The sequence below is a fragment of the Streptomyces beihaiensis genome, assembly GCF_026274175.1.
GTDB lineage: Bacteria > Actinomycetota > Actinomycetes > Streptomycetales > Streptomycetaceae > Streptomyces > Streptomyces beihaiensis.
The window spans coordinates 34,091-50,405 of the sequence record NZ_JAPHNL010000292.1; the positions used below are offsets into that span (position 1 = coordinate 34,091).

16 protein-coding genes are annotated in these 16,315 nt (G+C 71.2%); 14 read left to right on the forward strand and 2 right to left on the reverse strand.

Annotation, left to right across the window (positions count from 1 at the left end; all coding sequences use genetic code 11):
- Positions 1 to 9 precede the first annotated feature (9 nt).
- From OFY01_RS25315 to OFY01_RS25380, 14 genes are all read left to right on the forward strand, one after another.
- Positions 10 to 996 carry an ABC transporter permease gene (locus OFY01_RS25315; RefSeq protein ID WP_266603692.1) on the forward strand — a complete coding sequence of 329 codons (987 nt, stop codon included), beginning with the start codon at positions 10 to 12 and terminating at the stop codon, positions 994 to 996.
- On the forward strand, positions 993 to 1,892 hold the full coding sequence (locus OFY01_RS25320) for an ABC transporter permease (protein WP_266603611.1): 900 nt from the start codon (positions 993 to 995) through the stop codon (positions 1,890 to 1,892). The genes OFY01_RS25315 and OFY01_RS25320 overlap by 4 nt, the downstream gene beginning before the upstream one ends.
- The gene (locus OFY01_RS25325; RefSeq protein ID WP_266603613.1) at positions 1,889 to 2,929 is read left to right on the forward strand and encodes an ABC transporter ATP-binding protein; all 1,041 of its coding nucleotides are present in this window, start codon (positions 1,889 to 1,891) and stop codon (positions 2,927 to 2,929) included. The genes OFY01_RS25320 and OFY01_RS25325 overlap by 4 nt, the downstream gene beginning before the upstream one ends.
- The gene (locus tag OFY01_RS25330; protein ID WP_266603615.1) at positions 2,926 to 3,948 is read left to right on the forward strand and encodes an ABC transporter ATP-binding protein; all 1,023 of its coding nucleotides are present in this window, start codon (positions 2,926 to 2,928) and stop codon (positions 3,946 to 3,948) included. The genes OFY01_RS25325 and OFY01_RS25330 overlap by 4 nt, the downstream gene beginning before the upstream one ends.
- A gap of 175 nt (positions 3,949 to 4,123) precedes the next feature.
- A complete protein-coding gene (locus tag OFY01_RS25335; RefSeq protein ID WP_266603617.1) occupies positions 4,124 to 5,131 on the forward strand; it encodes a sugar ABC transporter substrate-binding protein in 1,008 nt (335 codons plus the stop codon).
- A complete protein-coding gene (locus OFY01_RS25340; RefSeq protein WP_266603619.1) occupies positions 5,128 to 6,210 on the forward strand; it encodes an ABC transporter permease in 1,083 nt (360 codons plus the stop codon). Before OFY01_RS25335 ends, OFY01_RS25340 begins: the two co-directional genes overlap by 4 nt.
- On the forward strand, positions 6,207 to 7,037 hold the full coding sequence (locus OFY01_RS25345; protein ID WP_266603621.1) for an ATP-binding cassette domain-containing protein: 831 nt from the start codon (positions 6,207 to 6,209) through the stop codon (positions 7,035 to 7,037). Before OFY01_RS25340 ends, OFY01_RS25345 begins: the two co-directional genes overlap by 4 nt.
- A gap of 204 nt (positions 7,038 to 7,241) precedes the next feature.
- Positions 7,242 to 8,414: an ROK family glucokinase gene (locus OFY01_RS25350; RefSeq protein ID WP_266603623.1), complete on the forward strand. Its 1,173-nt coding sequence runs from the start codon at positions 7,242 to 7,244 to the stop codon at positions 8,412 to 8,414.
- 29 nt (positions 8,415 to 8,443) lie between these two features.
- Complete coding sequence (locus tag OFY01_RS25355; RefSeq protein ID WP_266603624.1) at positions 8,444 to 9,022, forward strand: sugar kinase; 579 nt, start codon at positions 8,444 to 8,446, stop codon at positions 9,020 to 9,022.
- 124 nt (positions 9,023 to 9,146) lie between these two features.
- Positions 9,147 to 9,326, forward strand: coding sequence for a hypothetical protein (locus tag OFY01_RS25360; protein ID WP_266603626.1), 180 nt, complete (start codon positions 9,147 to 9,149; stop codon positions 9,324 to 9,326).
- Positions 9,327 to 9,764: 438 nt separating this feature from the next.
- A complete protein-coding gene (locus tag OFY01_RS25365; protein WP_266603628.1) occupies positions 9,765 to 11,834 on the forward strand; it encodes a putative Ig domain-containing protein in 2,070 nt (689 codons plus the stop codon).
- 590 nt (positions 11,835 to 12,424) lie between these two features.
- Positions 12,425 to 12,718 carry a DUF1330 domain-containing protein gene (locus OFY01_RS25370; RefSeq protein ID WP_266603630.1) on the forward strand — a complete coding sequence of 98 codons (294 nt, stop codon included), beginning with the start codon at positions 12,425 to 12,427 and terminating at the stop codon, positions 12,716 to 12,718.
- 201 nt (positions 12,719 to 12,919) lie between these two features.
- Entirely contained in the window at positions 12,920 to 13,744 is an 825-nt protein-coding gene (locus tag OFY01_RS25375) for a phytanoyl-CoA dioxygenase family protein (protein WP_266603632.1), read from the forward strand.
- Positions 13,741 to 14,052, forward strand: coding sequence for a hypothetical protein (locus OFY01_RS25380; protein WP_266603634.1), 312 nt, complete (start codon positions 13,741 to 13,743; stop codon positions 14,050 to 14,052). Before OFY01_RS25375 ends, OFY01_RS25380 begins: the two co-directional genes overlap by 4 nt.
- Before the next feature lie 102 nt (positions 14,053 to 14,154).
- Here the strand turns inward: OFY01_RS25380 and OFY01_RS25385 are convergent, their stop codons facing one another.
- Entirely contained in the window at positions 14,155 to 15,225 is a 1,071-nt protein-coding gene (locus OFY01_RS25385; RefSeq protein WP_266603636.1) for a carbohydrate kinase family protein, read from the reverse strand.
- The gene (locus OFY01_RS25390) at positions 15,218 to 16,276 is read right to left on the reverse strand and encodes a LacI family DNA-binding transcriptional regulator (protein ID WP_266603638.1); all 1,059 of its coding nucleotides are present in this window, start codon (positions 16,274 to 16,276) and stop codon (positions 15,218 to 15,220) included. Before OFY01_RS25390 ends, OFY01_RS25385 begins: the two co-directional genes overlap by 8 nt.
- Between the last annotated feature and the right edge of the window lie 39 nt (positions 16,277 to 16,315).

A 16,315-nucleotide genomic window follows, 5' to 3' on the forward strand; every position in this document is an offset into this window, starting at 1 on the left:
TCCGTGCGTGTGAGACATCTGCTGCGCAAACTCGGCTTCTACGCGGTCGCCGCCTGGATCGCGGTCACCCTCAACTTCGTCCTGCCCCGGCTCATCCCCGGCGACCCGGTCCAGTTGATGATGTCCCGCATGGCGGCGTCCGGACCGGTCACCGAGGGGCAGGAGAAGGCCATGGCCGCCATGCTGGGCCTGGGCCACGGAAACCTCCTCCAGCAGTACGGCGACTACCTGTCCTCCCTGGCCCGCCTCGACTTCGGCCTGTCCACCACCTACTACCCGGCCAAGGTGAGCGACGTCGTCGCGCACGCCGTGCCCTGGACGATCGTCCTGGTCGGCCTCGCCACCCTGCTGAGCGTCGCCCTCGGCATCACGCTCGGCACCCTGGCGGGCTGGCGGCGCGGTGGGCGACTGGACGCGCTGGTCCCGTCCGCGACGTTCCTCGCCGCCGTCCCCTACTTCTGGGCCGCGCTGATCCTGCTCTACCTCTGCACCCAGGTGTGGGCCCTCGCCCCGTCCAGCGGCGGCTACGACGAGACGTACACCATCGGCCTCAACACCCGCTTCGTCGTCTCGGCCGTCCAGCACGGAGTACTCCCCGCCATCACCATCGTCGTCGCGTCGGTCGGCGGCTGGATGCTCGGCATGCGCAACATGATGGTGTCGACGCTCGCCGAGGACTACGTCATCGCCGCCGAGGCCAAGGGCCTGCGGCCGCGCACCGTCATGGTCCGCTACGCGGCCCGCAACGCCGTGCTGCCGTCGGTCGCCGGGTTCGCCATCACGCTCGGCTTCATCGTCTCCGGCTCCCTCGTCATGGAGATCGTCTTCTCCTACCCCGGCATGGGCTACACGCTGCTGCAAGCCGTCACCAACAACGACTACCCCCTCATGCAGGCCATCTTCCTGATGATCACCTTCGCGGTACTCGTGGCGAACTTCCTCGTCGACCTCCTCTACTCCTTCGTCGACCCGCGCACCCGGGAGGCCACCTCATGACGGCGACGGCCACCGCACTCGCCGCGCCGCCCGACGACACGGCGGCCGCGCGCGGCGGCAGGCTGCGCGCCGCGCTGCGGTCGGGGCGGCTGCGCGCCGGGCTCGGCATCGTCGCCGTCCTCGCCCTCACCGCGGCGCTCGGCCCGCTGTTCCTGGGCGATCCGGACGCCGTCAGCCAGGACCTGAGCCAGGCACCGTCCGCCGCCCACTGGCTGGGCACCACGCAGACCGGTCAGGACGTGTTCACCCAGTTCGTGGTGGCGGCACGCGGCACCCTGCTGATCGGCGCGACGTCCGCGCTGATCGCCACCGCCGTGTCGGCCGTCGTCGGGATCGGCGGCGGCTTCCTGGGCGGCCTCACGGACGAGGCACTGTCCCTGCTGAGCAACATCTTCCTCGTCATCCCCGGGCTTCCGCTCGTCATCGTCGTGGCGGCCTACGTCGGCGCGGGCACCGGCGCCACGATCCTCGTCATCGCCCTCACCACCTGGGCGGCGTCGGCCCGCGTGCTGCGCGCCCAGACGCTCTCCCTGCGGACCAGGGACTACGTGCTCGCCGCCCGCCTGTACGGGGAGTCGCGCCGCCGGATCGTCCTCGTGGAGATCCTGCCCAACGAACTCGCCATCATCGTCTCGCAGTTCATCTTCGCCGTGATCTTCGCGGTGCTCACCCAGGCCGCCCTGGCGTTCCTCGGCCTGGACGACCCGTCGAACCTCACCTGGGGCACGATGCTCTACTTCGCGCAGAACGCCGATGCCCTGACGGGCGGAGCCTGGTGGTGGTTCATCCCGCCCGGCCTCGCCATCGCCGTGCTCGGCGCCGCGCTCTCCCTGATCAGCTTCGGCCTCGACGAGGTCCTCGACCCCCGCCTGCGCGCGAGGAGGCGCCGACCATGACCGACGACATCCTGCTGGCCGCGCACCACGTCGACGTCGTCTACGACACGGGCGAGGGCACACCCACCCACGCCGTCCGGGACGTCGCTGTGGAGCTGCGCCGAGGCGAACTCCTCGGCATCGCGGGCGAGTCGGGCTGCGGAAAGTCCACCCTCGCGTACGCGCTGACGCGGCTGCTGCAACCGCCGGCGCGGCTGGCCGCCGGGACCGTCACCCTCGACGGCCAGGACCTGTACGCGCTGGACCGCGAAGCGCTGCGGGCGGTGCGCTGGACACGCCTGTCGATGGTGTTCCAGAGCGCCATGAACGCGCTCAACCCTGTCACGACGGTCGGCCGCCAGTTCGACGACATCTTCCGGGCGCACCGGCCCGCCATGACGGCGACCGAGCGCCGCGCCAAGGCGGGCGAACTGCTCGACATGGTCGGCATCGACCCGTCCCGCCTGCGCTCCCACCCGCACGAGCTGTCCGGCGGCATGCGCCAGCGCGTCGTCATCGCGATGGCGCTCGCCCTCGACCCCGACGTCGTCGTCATGGACGAACCGACGACCGCCCTCGACGTCGTCGTACAGCGCGAAATCCTCGACGAGATCGAAGAGTTGAGGGAGCGCCTCGGCTTCGCGGTCATCTTCATCACCCACGACCTGAACCTGCTGCTGGAGATCAGCGACCGGCTCGCCGTGATGTACGCGGGCCGGATCGTCGAGTACGCGGACACGGCACGGATCGCCGAGGGCGGCGCCCTGCACCCCTACACACGGGGTCTGCTGCGCTCCTTCCCCGCACTCACCGGGGACCGCCGCGACCTGCGCGGCATCCCGGGCCAGCCCCCGGACCTGCGGCTGGCGACGCCGGGCTGCGCCTTCGCGGACCGCTGCGAGGCGGTCGTGGAGCGCTGCCGTGCGCAGCGGCCGGAGCTGGAACGGGTGGGGGAGGGGCTGTCGTGGGCGGCGTGCCATGTGGCCCGCCATCATCCATCGGACCGCCAGGCCGTACCCACCGAGTCGGCCGGCCAGACACGAGGAGGCCCGGCATGACCACCGGCACGACCACCCCCGCCGCACTCGAAGTCGACCACCTCACGGTCGACTTCAAACGCCGAGGCGCCCCGTCGCTGCGCGCCGTCGACGACGTCACCTTCACCTTGCACCCCGGCCACACCCTGGCCCTGGTCGGCGAGAGCGGCAGCGGCAAGTCGACCGTCGTGCGCGCGCTGTCCCGCCTGGTCGCGCCGAGCGCGGGACACGTCAGGCTGGCCGGCGCCGACCGCACCCGCGACGCCGCCTACCGCCGGGCCGTGCAGATGGTCTTCCAGGACCCCTTCGCCTCCCTCAACCCCGCCCACACCGTCGGCCACCATCTGCGCCGCCCCCTCCTGGCCGGCGGCCGGGCGACCCGCTCCGACGTCGACGCGCGCGCCGCCCGGCTGCTGGACGCGGTCAACCTCACCCCGGCCGCCGACATCGCCCGCGCACGCCCCCACGAACTGTCCGGCGGGCAGCGCCAGCGCGTGGCCATCGCGAGGGCACTGGCGCCGGAACCGGCGGTCCTGCTGGCCGACGAGCCCGTCTCCATGCTCGACGTCTCCATCCGCCTGGAGATCCTCGGCCTGCTCGACCGGCTCAAGCGGGAACGCCGTCTCGCCCTCCTCTACGTCACCCACGATCTGGCCACCGCCCGGCACTTCGCGGCCGACGTGATGGTCATGTACCGGGGCCAGATCGTCGAGCGGGGCCCGAGCGACGACGTCATCCTGCGCCCCCGGCACCCGTACACCCAGCTCCTGGCCTCCGCGGCCCCCGGCGCCGCGGGCTCCCGCGAGCGGGCGCGCGAGGCGCGGGCGGCCCGGCTCGCCGCCCGGCGAGCCCGGCCCGCGCAGCCGCGGGAGACCTCACGGCACGCCCCGCCCGACGAGGGCTGCCGCTTCCGGCCCCGCTGCCCGCTGGCCACGGACCGCTGCGCCCGGCGTCCGCCCGTGGTGCCGCTCGGACCGACGGGGCACGAGGCGCGGTGCTGGCTGCACGTCGACGCGGCGCGGCAGGGGCCGGCGGCCTGAGAGCGCCGGAGAAGGACGCCGCGCGCGGCACCCGGTGAACGCGTGTGGCATCCCCGTGACCCATACTTGTGCGTTTGGGACCGCAAAGCGGTCCTCCCGGACCGGTGGACGGTCCCCGGGACCGGCCCCGCCGGACCCGGCGTACGACACAGCAGACCAAGAAGGGCACGGCCTCGTGGCACGGTTTCGGACCTGGGTGAGCATCGCGGTGGCGGGGGCGCTCGGCCTCACGCTGGCGGGGTGCAGCAGCACCGGCGGCAAGCGGGCTGAGGACGCCAGGAAGGCGGCCCGGTCCGCGAGCGGCGAGGCCGCGGTGAACACGCCGCGCTGGACCGTCGCGATGATCACCCACTCGGGTGATGGCGACACCTTCTGGGACATCGTCCAGAGCGGCGCCAAGCAGGCGGCCGTCAAGGACAACATCAACTTCCTGTACTCCCACAGCGACCAGGCCAACCAGCAGGCGCAGCTCGTGGACGCGGCCGTCGACAAGAAGGTCGACGGGATCATCGTCACGCTGGCCAAGCCGGACGCCATGAAGGCGGCCGTGGCCCGCGCCGAGAAGGCCGGCATCCCCGTCATCACCGTGAACTCGGGCTCGGAGGAGTCCAGGAAGTTCGGCGCGCTCACCCACATCGGCCAGGACGAGACGGTCGCGGGCGAGGCCGTCGGCGAGGAGCTGACCAAGCGCGGCAGGAAGAAGGCCCTGTGCGTCCTGCACGAGCAGGGCAACGTCGGCCACGAGCAGCGCTGCGCGGGCGCGAGGTCGAAGTTCGACGGGACGATGGAGAACCTGTACGTGCAGGGCACGAACATGCCCGACGTGCAGTCCGCCATCGAGGCCAAGCTCCAGTCCGACAAGTCCATCGACGCCGTGGTGACGCTGGGCGCCCCCTTCGCCGCCACCGCCGTGAAGGCGAAGAAGGACGCCGGCAGCAAGGCCGAGATCGACACGTTCGACCTGAACGAGCAGGTGGCCACCGGCCTTGAGGGCGGGGACCTCGGCTTCGCGGTCGATCAGCAGCCCTACCTTCAGGGCTACGAGGCCGTCGACCTGCTGTGGCTGTACAAGTACAACGCCGACATGCTGGGCGGCGGCAAGCCGGTCCTCACCGGCCCGCAGATCGTCACCAAGGACCAGGCGGCCAAGCTGGAGCAGTACACGAGGCGAGGGACGCGATGACCGCGACGGTTCCCGAGAGGCAGCCGGACAAGCAGCCCGGCGGGCGGCCCAGGCAGGCCGCCGCCGACGAGCGGCTGCTGAGCGCGTCCGTCTGGAAGAAGCTGCTCGGCCGCCCCGAGCTCGGTTCGGTCGTCGGCGCCATCGCCGTGTTCGCGTTCTTCGCGATCTTCGCGGACAGTTTCGTCAACGCATCCAGCCTCGCCACCGTCCTGTACGCGTCGTCGACCATCGGCATCATGGCCGTACCGATCGCGCTGCTGATGATCGGCGGAGAGTTCGACCTGTCGGCCGGTGTCCTGGTCACGTCGTCGGCGCTGATCTCGTCGATGTTCAGCTACCAGATGACGGCGAACACCTGGGTCGGCGCGGGCGTCTCGCTCCTGGTCACCGTCGCCATCAGCGCCTTCAACGGCTTCATGCTCACCCGCACCAGGCTCCCCAGCTTCATCATCACGCTCGGCACGTTCCTGATGCTGACCGGCCTGAACCTCGGCTTCACCAAGCTGATCAGCGGCACGGTGTCGACCAAGTCGATCTCCGACATGCAGGGCTTCGACTCGGCCAGGGTCGTCTTCGCGTCGACCCTCACGATCGGTGGCGTCGACTTCAAGATCACCATCTTGTGGTGGCTGGTCCTGGTCCTGATCGCCACCTGGATCCTGCTGCGCACCCGCCTCGGCAACTGGATCTTCGCGGTCGGCGGCGACGTCGACGCCGCCCGCGCGGTCGGCGTCCCGGTCGACAAGACCAAGATCGGCCTCTACACGGGCGTCGGTTTCGGTGCCTGGGTCTCGGGCCAGCACCTGCTCTTCTCGTACGACGTCGTGCAGTCGGGCGAGGGTGTCGGCAACGAGCTGATCTACATCATCGCGGCCGTCATCGGCGGCTGCCTCATCACCGGCGGCTACGGCTCCGCGGTCGGCGCGGCGATCGGCGCGCTGATCTTCGGCATGGCCAACAAGGGCATCGTCTTCGCCGAGTGGAACCCGGACTGGTACAAGTTCTTCCTCGGGGCGATGCTGCTCCTGGCCGCCCTGCTCAACGCGTGGGTGCGCAAGCGCGCGGAGGCGACGACATGACCGACGACCACACCCCTCTCGTCGAGCTGGACGGTGTCAGCAAGTACTACGGGAACATCCGCGCCCTCGAGGACGTCTCGCTCCTCGTCAACGCCGGGGAGATCACGTGTGTGCTCGGCGACAACGGCGCGGGCAAGTCGACCCTCATCAAGATCATCGCGGGCCTGCACCAGCACGACGCGGGCACGTTCCGGATCGAGGGCGAACAGACGAGACTCGCCAGTCCGCGCGAAGCCCTCGAGCGGGGCATCGCCACGGTCTTCCAGGACTTGGCCGTCGTCCCGCTGATGCCGGTGTGGCGCAACTTCTTCCTCGGCTCCGAGCCGACGAAGGGCGCGGGGCCGTTCAAGCGGTTGGACGTCGAGCTCATGCGCCGCACGACCCGTGAGGAGCTGCTCCGCATGGGTATCGACCTGCGCGACGTCGACCAACCCATCGGCACGCTCTCCGGCGGCGAGCGCCAGTCCGTGGCCATCGCCCGAGCCGTCTACTTCGGTGCGAAGGTCCTCGTCCTGGACGAGCCGACCGCGGCGCTCGGGGTGAAGCAGTCCGGCGTGGTCCTCAAGTACGTGGCGGCCGCGCGCGACGCGGGGCTCGGCGTGGTCCTGATCACGCACAATCCGCACCACGCCTACCTCGTCGGCAACCGGTTCGTGCTGCTCAAGCGCGGTGGCATGGTCGGCAGCCACACGCGCGAGGAGATCAGCCTCGACGAGCTGACCCGCCAGATGGCGGGCGGCAGTGAGCTGGACGACCTCCGTCATGAACTGGAGCGAGCCCCGGCCCCCACGCACCTGGGCGGGCACCCGCGGGGCGCGACCGAGTAGCCCGCCGCGGTCCGTGCGGCGGCTGCGGGTGGTCCGCGGCTGGTCGCGCGGTTCCGCGCGCCCCTGGGAGCGCGGGGCGCCGGCAACCACGACGCACCGGCACCGCGCACACGACCGCACCACCCCACCCGCGGCGCGGCCACGCCGCGCCACCCCGCAAACCCGGCATGCGGCGCGACCACCGAGTGAGGCAGAATCGCCGCAATGAGCACCTACCGTGACCTCGCGCACCGCGGCAGCGCTCGGGCCACCGTCCTGCGGACGGTCGGCACCCGGGAACGCCGCTCGCACCTGACCGCGCCCCGCGTGCCGACGGTCGGCATCGACATCGGCGGCACCAAGGTGATGGCGGGCGTCGTCGACGCGGACGGCGCCATCCTGGAGACGCTGCGCACGGAGACCCCGGACAAGTCGAAGAGCCCGAAGGTCGTCGAGGACACCATCGTGGAACTCGTGCTCGACCTCTCCGACCGGCACGACGTGCACGCGGTCGGTATCGGCGCGGCCGGCTGGGTCGACGCGGACCGCAACCGCGTCCTGTTCGCCCCGCACCTGTCCTGGCGCGACGAGCCGCTGCGCGACCGCCTCTCCGGCCGCCTCGCGGTCCCGGTCATGGTGGACAACGACGCCAACACCGCCGCCTGGGCCGAGTGGCGGTTCGGCGCGGGCCGCGGCGAGGACCACCTCGTCATGATCACCCTCGGTACCGGCATCGGCGGCGCCATCCTGGAGGACGGGCAGGTCAAGCGGGGCAAGTACGGGGTCGCGGGCGAGTTCGGGCATATGCAGGTCGTGCCGGGCGGCCACCGCTGCCCGTGCGGCAACCGAGGCTGCTGGGAGCAGTACAGCTCAGGAAACGCGCTGGTCAGGGAGGCCCGCGAGCTCGCCGCCGCGGACTCTCCGGTCGCGTACAACATCATCGACCGGGTGCACGGCAACATCCAGGACATCACGGGGCCGCTCATCACCGAGCTGGCCCGTGAGGGTGACGCCATGTGCGTCGAGCTGCTCCAGGACATCGGCCAGTGGCTCGGCGTCGGTATCGCCAACCTCGCCGCGGCTCTCGACCCGTCCTGCTTCGTCATCGGCGGCGGGGTCAGCGCAGCGGACGACCTGCTGATCGGCCCGGCCAGGGACGCGTTCAAGCGCCACCTCACCGGCCGCGGCTACCGCCCGGAGGCCCGTATCACCCGTGCCGAGCTGGGCCCGGAGGCCGGAATGGTCGGCGCCGCGGACCTGGCGCGTCTGGTCGCCCGCCGCTTCCGCCGCGCCAAGCGCCGCCGCGTGGAGCGCCATGAGCGGTACGAGCGCTACGCGGCCCAGGCGCGCGGCCTCAGCCGAACCGGCTCGACCGGCGGCGCGGCGGACCGCGACTGAGGCCGATGGAAGTGACAGGACGTACCACCATGACCGTGCCCAGCCAGCCGTTGCCCGCCGCGGGCGAGCAGCCGCCACAGCCGCCGTCGCGCCGCCACGTGATCCGCCGCCGCGCCCTCACACTCCTGACGATCGTGCTGCTCGTCGGCATTCCGGCCGGATATCTCGTCATCTCGGCCAACCAGAGCCGGGACAGCGGCAAGGACAAGGAGGCGAAGTACTCGGCGACCGGCCTCACCGTCGGCTGGCCGTCCAGGGTGCAGCGCCGCCTGTACGAGGTCCCGATTCCGGGCGGGACCCGGAACGTCGCGTACTACGAGACCAACAATTACAAGGTCAGCCGCCTGTACGCGCAGTTCCTCACGAGCAACGCGGGCCTTGAGAAGTATCTGGGCGCGATCGGCAGCAGCACCTTGGACCTCAAGCGCGACGACATCGCGATCGGGGAGCGGGACCGCCAGGTGGCCGGATGGGACTTCACGGGGCCGGGCCCCTGGTACGGCCTCACGCACCGTCAGAAGGACCCCGCACCCACCCAGACGATCGTCGTCAACCGCTCCAACCCGGACCATCCGATGATCTACGTGGTCTCGATCACGCACCCCTGACGCCCTGACGCCCTGACGCCCTGACGCTCTGACGCCAGGTGATGGCCGTGACGCCCGACGCGCCGACCGTCCGCCGCACGCCCGTGAACCCCTCCCGGGTGCCCCCTTCGCTTCGGCGTTCGCCGTGCCGTCCGCCGGGTTGCCGCCGCTGACCGCCGAGGTCCGGGCCCGAGCGACGTTCGAGGGCGCGGCCGCCGCCGTGCGGTGGTTCCTGGTGGCGCGATGGCGCGCCGGACTCACCCTGCGGCTCGGGCGTCCGCGGGCCTCACGCTCCACGTACTGGGCCGACCCGTCGCCCACTTGAGCGCCGAGAAGGTCACGCTGGAGGCGAGCCTCGCCCCCGCTCGTCGCGCGCGACACCGTGTCCCTGGACGGGGAGCGGCTCGTCCGGTCCACATACGTCGACTTCGTCCGCCCCGCGGCCCCGCGCCGTGTGGCCGCCGCCGTGCCCGCGCCCACCGCACCGTCCCGTCGCTGCCCGGACGGGCGGTCCGGGACGCCGTCACGGCAGGGCCTCGCGGCTTCTAATGAAGTGGCCAACCCCATCCTATGGAGGGGCAAAGAATTCGCCGGGGTACTGCCGGTCACACCTGCCGTCGCACTAGGTTCCTCTCACCTTTCATGTCGCGTTCTTCGGCATGTAGGTATGTCATGCTCATGACTGTGCTGACGGATCGTCAAGCACGTCACGGGCCTGCCCATCCAGTGCGAAACCCCACGTCAACCGGAGGCAGTACCCCCCATGCATGAGTCACGTTCGAGCGGGCACAGACGAAGCCTGCGAAGACTGGTCGGCATAGCGTTCCCCGCCCTCGCGCTCACGGTCGCCGGCCTCGTCGCCGCACCGACCGCAGGAGCCCAGACCCCGGCCGCCGCGCCGCACTCCACGAAGGCCGCGCACAACAGCCGAGCGCTGACAGCTCCTTCGCGGCAGACCTACCACTCGACCGGCAAGGCCGGTCAGAAGGTCCACACGAAGCACCTGTGCTCCACGGCCGAGCCGGGCCACGCGTCCTGCTTCGCCCAGCGCCGCACCGACATCGAGCAGCGGCTCGCCTCGGCGGTCGCCGCCGCGGCCCCCTCCGGTCTCTCCCCGGCCAACCTGCACAGCGCCTACAACCTGCCCACGACGGGCGGCTCGGGCATGACGGTCGCCATCGTCGACGCGTACAACGACCCCAACGCCGAGTCAGACCTGGGTACTTACCGCGCCCAGTACGGCCTGTCGTCGTGCACCAAGGCCAACGGCTGCTTCAAGCAGGTCAGCCAGACCGGCTCCACCACCTCGCTGCCGACCAACGACAGCGGCTGGGCCGGCGAGGAGATGCTCGACGTCGACATGGTCAGCGCGGTCTGCCCGAACTGCAACATCATCCTCGTCGAGGCGAACTCCGCCAGCATGGCCGACCTCGGCGCCGCCGAGAACGAAGCCGTCGCGCTCGGCGCCAAGTTCATCTCCAACAGCTGGGGCGGCGGCGAGTCCTCCTCGCAGACCAGCCAGGACGCGCAGTACTTCGACCACCCGGGCGTCGCGATCACCGTCTCCGCCGGTGACTCCGCCTACGGTGCCGAGTACCCCGCGACCTCCCAGTACGTGACCGCCGTCGGCGGCACCGCCCTCACCACCTCCTCCAACTCCCGTGGCTGGAGCGAGTCGGTGTGGCACACCAGCTCCACCGAGGGCACCGGCTCCGGCTGCTCCTCCTACGACCCCAAGCCGAGCTGGCAGACCGACAGCGGCTGCTCCAGGCGCATGGAGGCCGACGTCTCCGCCGTCGCCGACCCGGCCACCGGCGTCGCGGTCTACGACACCTACGGCGGCTCCGGCTGGGCGGTCTACGGCGGCACCAGCGCCTCCTCGCCGATCGTCGCCGGCGTCTACGCCCTCGCGGGCACCCCGGGCTCGAACGACTACCCGGCGAAGTACCCGTACCAGCACACCGGCAACCTGAACGACGTGACGAGCGGCAGCAACGGCTCCTGCTCCACCGCGTACTTCTGCAACGCCGAGACCGGCTACGACGGCCCGACCGGCTGGGGCACGCCGAACGGCACCGCCGCCTTCACCTCCGGTGGCAGCACCGGCGGGAACACGGTGACCGTCACCAACCCGGGCAGCCAGTCGACCACCACGGGCAGCTCGGTCAGCCTGCAGATCAAGGCGAGCGACAGCGCGGGCGCCGCCCTGACCTACAGCGCCTCCGGCCTGCCGGCCGGCCTGTCCATCAACAGCTCCACCGGACTGATCTCCGGCACGGCGTCCACCGCGGGCACCTACCAGGTGACCGTCACCGCGAAGGACTCCACCGGCGCCACGGGCTCGACGTCCTTCACCTGGACCGTCGGTACCAGCGGCGGGTGCAGCTCGTCGCAGCTGCTGGCCAACTCCGGCTTCGAGTCGGGCAACACCGGCTGGAACGCCACCAGCGGTGTCATCACCAACTCCAGCGGTGAGTCCCCGCGCAGCGGCTCGTACTACGCGTGGCTCGACGGCTACGGCTCCTCGCACACCGACACGCTCTCCCAGTCGGTGACGATCCCCGCGGGCTGCACGGCCACGCTCGGGTTCTACCTGCACATCGACACCTCGGAGACCACCAGCAGCGTCGCGTACGACAAGCTGACGGTCACCGCCGGTTCGAAGACCCTGGCGAGCTACTCGAACCTCGACGCCGCCTCCGGTTACGTGCACAAGACCTTCGACCTGTCCTCGCTGGCGGGCCAGACGGTCACCCTGAAGTTCAACGGCGTGGAGGACTCCTCCCTCCAGACCAGCTTCGTCGTGGACGACACGTCCCTGACGACCAGCTGACCCGCCCCGCACCGATCGCCCGGTCTCTCCCTGCGGGGGAGGCCGGGCGATCGGCCGTTGACGGGAGCGGCCGACCTCATGGCTACCGTCGGCACGCTGCTCCCGTTGCGCCGACGCTCGCCACTTCGGCAACGCCCACCACGTCGGCAACGCCGACCGTCTCGGCAACTCCACCACCACACAGTGGAGTTCAGTAGCGTAGAAGGATGAGAACACATGGGGGAGGCTCGCCGGTGTCGTGAGCCTGGCCGGCGTGACCCTGGTGCTGGGTGGCTGCGGCAAGATCAGAGCCGGCGACACCGGTGTGGGAGCACTCGGGATGCCTGAGGGCGCGTTTCTCGACGAACCCGAACTGGCACCGGGACACACTTCGGCCGGTCCAGTGCTTCCCTGGCGGGTGTTCGACGGCGCCCGGCGCCCCCGGAAGAGCAGCCCCTCTGGCTGCCGTGGGGGCGCTGAAACCGGCGTCCGTCAGTCAGCCCCCATCACCTGCCCGCTCTCGACGCCGAGGAAGCCTCGCCCCCACCCGCCGACGCTCGTCCGAGACCAACCCGTAAGCCGGATACACACGTCCCGACACTGGAGGTTCCATGCCCAAGGGCTACTGGGTCAGCGCCTACCGCACCGTTTCAGACCCTGAGAAGCTGGCCGCCTACAACAAGCTGGCCGGCCCGGCCGTCAAGGCCGGGGGCGGTCGGGTCCTCACCCGCGGCCTTCGAGTCGTGGCGCACGACGCCGGAATCGCCGAGCGCACCGTCCTCGTCGAGTTCGACAGCTTCCAGCAGGCCGTCGCGGCGCACGAGAGCGCGGCCTACCAGGAGGTGCTGGCCGCCCTCTCCGACGGCGTCGAGCGCGACTTCCGCATCGTCGAAGGCATCGACTGACCGAGGCCCAGCCGCTTCCTCACCGAAGCTCGCTCCCCCGCCGCGTTCGGCTACGGCCTGTTCAGCCTGCCGCGGCCCGGCACGCTGTCCGTTCCCGCTGCCGCCGTCGTGAGAGCCTGTGCCGCCTCGCGGTGAAAATCGACCAGTGGACGGTGAGCCTGGCCCACGCGGTTCTCGGCGGGCGCTCCTAGCGTGTTGCGCATGAAGACAAAGGACATGGGCGAGGTGCTGCTCACCTCGGCACAGATGGCCCGCTTCGTGGCCCGCGGCTCGCTGCGCCTCGACGCGGTGGTCCCGCCCGAGATGAACGCCGAGGCGCTGCACGTGCTCGCCGAGGGAGTGCCGCCGGTGCCGTACGGCACTGCGGTCTCACGGGCCTTCCCGCAGGGGACGTTCGTCCACCGCTTGCTCGAACTCCCCCAGGTGGCAGGCGCGTTGCGCAGCCTGGTGGGTCCGGAGCCGAACGTGGACCACCATGCCGTGCACCTTCGCGAGCCGCACGGGGGTGAGGCCCAGCCGCTGCACGCCGACGCCGTCATCGACGTACGGCCCGATGCCTTCGACGTCCAGCTCATGTACTACCCGCACCAGGTGACCCTGGAGATGGGCGGCACGCTCAGCGTGCCCGGCAGCCATCTGCGGCGCACCAACGAGTCCGACACCGGCCGCTACCAGAACCTGCGCGGCCAGGACCGCCTGGTCTGCCCGGCGGGCACCGTGGTGTTCCTGCACCACGGGCTCTGGCACGGAGGCCGCCGCAACGACAGCGACACCCTGCGGTACATGTTCAAGATCCGCTTCAACCCGGTGGTCCGGCAGCGGCTCCTGTGGGACACGGCGGACCTGGACGATCCGCAGGTCCTTCGCGAACTCGACGCGCATTTCCCTTGGTACGAGCAGGCGACCGGCCGCCTGGAGCGGTATCAGCGCATCCTGCTGTGGCGCGAACTCACCGGCGACGCCACCTTCGACCTCGACCACTGGGTGACCAGGGTCGCCAACCGCCCTCAGGAGGACGCCGCATGACCGTGCCCGCGACCCCGCCCGCCGCGGCCCCGCGACAGCAGGTGCTGGTGCTGTACCTGTCCACCTCCGCCCTTGACGCCCCGGTCGTCGGCTGGTCGAGGTACGACGGGACCGGCCGCACCACCCCGACCGCGGGAGACAGCGACGAACCGCCGTACGAGACGGGCGTCGAGGCCCTCCTCGACGGTTGGCGCCTGTTCCAGGCGGCCCAGTTGATCCCGCCGTATCCGGGGCACGAGTACGACGTGTCCTTCCTCAAGCACGAGTTCCTCTTCGAGCGGATCGTCAGCTCGGTCGCAGGGGAGTGAGGCGAAAGTGAAGTGAGCCGTGGGCGTGCGGTGCGGACCGGCCGCGTGACCGCACGTCTTGGCCCTGGGCCCTGGGCCCTGGGCCATCGGGCCTCGGTGCGGTCAGGTCCGGGCCGCCTGCTTCGGCTCCTGCTCCGGCTCCTGTTCACGCTCGACAGCGCCACCGGTGAGGGCGAAGTCCGCCACCGTCAGGGGCGCGTCCGCGAGCCGGCCGGGTCGCGGCAGGGCGGTGGGCGGGTCGGCGCCCATGCGCTCGCACGTGAGGGCGGAGACGAGGACCGCGTCGTCCACCGCGGCCGCGAGCACCGCCGCCGGAGCGTCGGCAAGAGCCCGCGCGGTGTGCCGCCCGCGACGGAGCAGAGCGCTGAGGAGCCCGCTGGTGAACGCGTCGCCCGCACCCACCGTGTCCACCACCGTGACGGTCCTGCCGGGCCGGCTCACACGCCCCGCGCCGGTGTGGAACGCGTGCGCGCCGTCGGGGCCGTCGGTGATCACGACGAGGAGCGGGCCGAGTTCCAGCCAGCGGGTGGCGACCTCCTCGATCGGCGTGCCGGGGTAGAGCCACTCGACGTCCTCGCGGCTGGCCTTGACGATGTGAGCCACGCCGACGCTGCGTTCGACCGCGTACCGTCCGCGTTCCGGGTCGCCCAGCAGAGCGGGCCGGACGTTGGGGTCGTAGCTGATCAACGCTGTGCCGCGGGCGCCCAGCCGCTCGGCGGCGCGGTGGATGTGCTCGCTGCCCGGCCGTGTCCAGGACGCGACGGAGCCGAAGTGCAGGACGGCGGTGTCGTCAGGGACGCGGGCGGTCTCGGTCCCGGTCCACTGCCAGTCCGAGGTGCCGTCCTGGTAGAAGTCGTAACTGGCCCTTCCCTGAGCGTCCATGGAGACGACGGCCAGGGTGGTCGGTTCGGTGGCCCGCGGGGAACAGGCCAGGTCGACGCGCTCGGCGGCGGCGTGATCGCGCAGCAGGCGGCCGAAGGCGTTGTCGGCCAGTCGCGCCATGAGCCGGGTGCGGTGGTCCAGCCGGGCCAGGCCGACGGCGACGTTGAACGGGCTGCCGCCGGGACGCGCGCGGTAGTCACCGGGCGCATCGAGCTGGACCAGGTCGATGAGGGCTTCGCCGATCACGGTCACGGCGGGCCGCTGCTTCGGTGCGGGCGTCGGTTCAGTCATGGCGGGGGCCTTTGGCCGGGATCTCGCCGGAGCCCCGCTCGATCAGCCGGGTCGGCACGGTGATGGTCCGGGCGGGCGACTCGTCGCCGTCCAACCGGCGAAAGAGCATCTCGGCGGCCGTCTTGCCCACCTGCTCGATGTCCTGGGCGATGACGGAGACGCCCGGGTTGAGGATGTCGGCCAGGGGGAAGTCGTCGAAGCCGACCTGGGCGACGGTGTCCTGCAGACCCAGGGCGCGCAGGGCCCGCAGGGCGCCGATGGTCACGAGGTTCTGACTGGTGAACAGCGCCGTCGGCGGATCCGGCAGTGACATGACCTGCTCGGTCGCGGCGATGGCGGCCTCCTCGCTCGACCCGACGTGGCGGATGATCCGGTCATCGCACTCGACGTGCGCCACTTCGAGGGCGTGCCGGTAGCCGTCGAAGCGCTGCGCGGCGGTGGGGATGGACGCCCGGTCGCCGAGATAGGCGATGCGGCGGTGGCCGGCTCCGAGCAGGTGGTTGACGGCGGTGACGGCGCCCTGCCGGTTGTCGGAGACGACGGCGTCAGCGTCGAGCAGGCCGGCCTCACGGTCGACGAACACCATGCGCGTGCCGGAACGCTGCTCACTGATCAGATAGCTCTGGTCGCGTCCGGCCGGGACGATCACCAGGCCGTCGACCCGCCGGTCGATGAGAGCTTGGGCCAACTCCCGTTCGCGGGCCGGGTTCTCGTCGAGGCTGCCGACGAGCACCAGTACGCCGCGTTCTCGCGCCACGTTCTCCACGGTGCGGGTCAGGGCGGCCGAGAACGGGTTCGCCGCGTCCTCGACGAGCATGCCGATGGTGGCGGTCCGGCCGTCTCCGCGGCGCAGGCTGCTGGCGGTCAGGTTGGGCCGGTAGCCCAGTTTGTCGGCCGCCTCGCGGACCCGGGCGACGATGGCCGGATCGACGGTGGGGACCCCGTTGAACACGCGCGAGACGGTCTTGATGGCTACGCCGGCCAGCGCCGCGACCTCACGCATGGTGGGGCGGCTGCGGGTGGACCGGAGCCCGGCCTCGCCCTGAGTCATCGTTGTCTCCAACCGGTTCGGCGTTACCTACTCGTTGCC